Raw genomic sequence first — 2,323 nt, 5'->3', positions numbered from 1 at the left:
GTGTGTCGCTTATGATCGGCGCGCTGGCAACTTTGACTTCGGTCACGCTCGGCATTGTTTGGGGTGCGATCGCGGGCTTCGTCGGCGGGCGCGTGGACAACGCGATGATGCGCATTGTCGACATGATGTACGCCATTCCCTACCTGCTGATCGCGATCCTGATGGTGACGCTGCTTGGCCGCGAGTTCTACCTCGTGGTGCTGACCATCACCGTATTTTCGTGGATGGACATGGCGCGGGTGGTGCGTGGCCAGACCCTCGCGATCCGGTCGAAGGAATACGTCGAGGCGGCGCGTGCGATCGGTGTATCGACGAGCGGCATCATCTTGCGGCATATCGTGCCGAACCTGCTGGGCATTGTCGCGATCTATACGACCGTGACCGTGCCGGGCGTGATTCTCACGGAGTCCGTACTATCGTTTCTCGGGCTCGGCGTGCAGGAGCCCATGACAAGCTGGGGCGTGCTGATCCAGGACGGCGTGGGCGTGATGGAAACGTCGCCGTGGATTCTCCTGTTCCCGGCGGCGCTGTTGTCGGTGACGCTGTATTGCATCAACTTTGTCGGCGACGGTCTGCGTGACGCGCTCGACCCGAAGGATCGGTAAGCATCATGTCATTGCTCAAGGTACACAATCTCGAAGTCGCATTCGATACACCCGACGCCGTCGTTCGCGCGGTGAACGGCGTGAGCTTCGATCTGGAAGAGGGCAGCACGCTTGGCATCGTGGGCGAATCGGGCTCGGGCAAGAGCCAGAGCGTGCTCGCCATGCTCGGACTGCTCGCGCGCAACGGCCGTGTCAAAGGTAACGCGATCTATCAGGGCGAAGACCTCTTGACCATGCCGTCGAAAAAGCTGAACCGGATTCGCGGCAACCGCTTGTCGATGATCTTCCAGGACCCGATGACATCGCTCAATCCGTATCTGACGATCGAACGCCAGATGACGGAAGTGCTCGAACTGCACAAGAACATGACGCGGCGGGCCGCGAAAAAGCGCGCAATCGACATGCTCGAAGCGGTGCGGATTCCGGAAGCGGCGCATCGTATCGACCAATACCCGCACGAGCTTTCCGGCGGCATGCGCCAGCGCGTGATGATCGCGATGGCGCTCCTGTGCGAACCGCAAGTGCTGTTCGCCGATGAACCCACGACCGCGCTCGACGTCACCGTCCAGGCGCAGATCCTTCAGCTTCTGCGCAATTTGCAGCACGACTTCGGCACGGCAATCGTCCTGATCACGCACGACCTGGGCGTGGTTGCCGGCCTGTGCGAGAAGGTCATGGTCATGTACGGCGGCCGCGTGATGGAGCATTGCAACGCGGACGATCTGTTTGCGCGTCCGTCGCATCCTTACACCATCGGTTTGTTGCGGGCGCTGCCGCGTCTCGATCAAAGCGACGCGCCGCTCGTCGGCATTCCGGGCAATCCGCCGAACATGGCGCATCCGCCCTCGGGTTGCCCGTTCCAGGAGCGGTGTATCGATGCCAGCCAGGGCTGCGCCGAATCAACGCCGCCGCTCGAAGCGTTCGCCGGCGATCCAACCTGGCTGCGCGCGTGTTATCGCCCGGTCGAGCAAATGAAGTCGCTGCACGAGGTCGCCCATGCCTGAGCAAACCATTCTGTCCGTACGCGACGTGCAGGTCCACTTCAGCGTCAAGGCAAAAAGCAAGCTGCCGTGGGCGCCGAGGCGCACCTTGAAGGCCGTCGATGGCGTGAGCTTCGACCTGAAGGCGGGCGAAACGCTCGGCGTGGTCGGTGAGTCGGGCTGCGGCAAATCGACGTTATCGCGCGCAATCCTCAACCTGATTCCCGCGACGCACGGCAAGATTGTTTGGATGGGGCAGGACCTGAGCGGCGCGACGGTCAAACAATGGCACGGCGTGCGGGCCGACATCCAGATGATCTTCCAGGACCCGCTGGCATCGCTCGATCCGCGCATGACGGTCGGACAGATCATTGCGGAACCGTTGCGGGAACACCGGCCGGGCATGTCGAAGGACGAGATGAACCAGCGCGTGCGCGCGATGATGGCGAAGGTCGGCCTGCGCGAACAGATGATCAACCGCTACGCGCATGAGTTCTCCGGGGGACAGTGCCAGCGGATCGGCATTGCGCGTGCGCTGATCGTGGAGCCGAAGCTGATTGTCTGCGACGAGCCTGTTTCCGCGCTCGACGTGTCCATCCAGGCGCAGATCGTCAACTTGCTCAAGTCACTGCAGCAGGAAATGGGGCTCGCGCTGATTTTCATTGCGCACGATCTGGCCGTGGTCAAACACATCTCGGATCGCGTGATGGTGATGTATCTCGGCCACGTCATGGAGCT

Annotated in this window: 3 protein-coding genes; all 3 read left to right on the top strand. The window is 61.9% G+C overall.

Annotated elements, in window-relative coordinates; translation table 11 throughout:
- Nucleotides 1-605, top strand: a 605-nt coding sequence (locus tag ACFFAR_RS31120; RefSeq protein WP_375509216.1) for an ABC transporter permease, incomplete at its 5' end; no start/stop codon positions are given.
- Between the two features lie 2 nt (nucleotides 606-607).
- Nucleotides 608-1,609, top strand: a complete 1,002-nt coding sequence (locus ACFFAR_RS31115; protein ID WP_269465470.1) for an ABC transporter ATP-binding protein — start codon at nucleotides 608-610, stop codon at nucleotides 1,607-1,609.
- The coding region (locus ACFFAR_RS31110; RefSeq protein WP_174363236.1) for an ATP-binding cassette domain-containing protein at nucleotides 1,602-2,323 on the top strand (722 nt) is incomplete at its 3' end. The genes ACFFAR_RS31115 and ACFFAR_RS31110, both read left to right, overlap by 8 nt.

Source organism: uncultured Caballeronia sp. (genome assembly GCF_964243625.1).
GTDB lineage: Bacteria > Pseudomonadota > Gammaproteobacteria > Burkholderiales > Burkholderiaceae > Caballeronia.
Note: the sequence above shows the minus strand (reverse complement) of the source record. Positions and strands in the feature narration are given on the sequence as shown.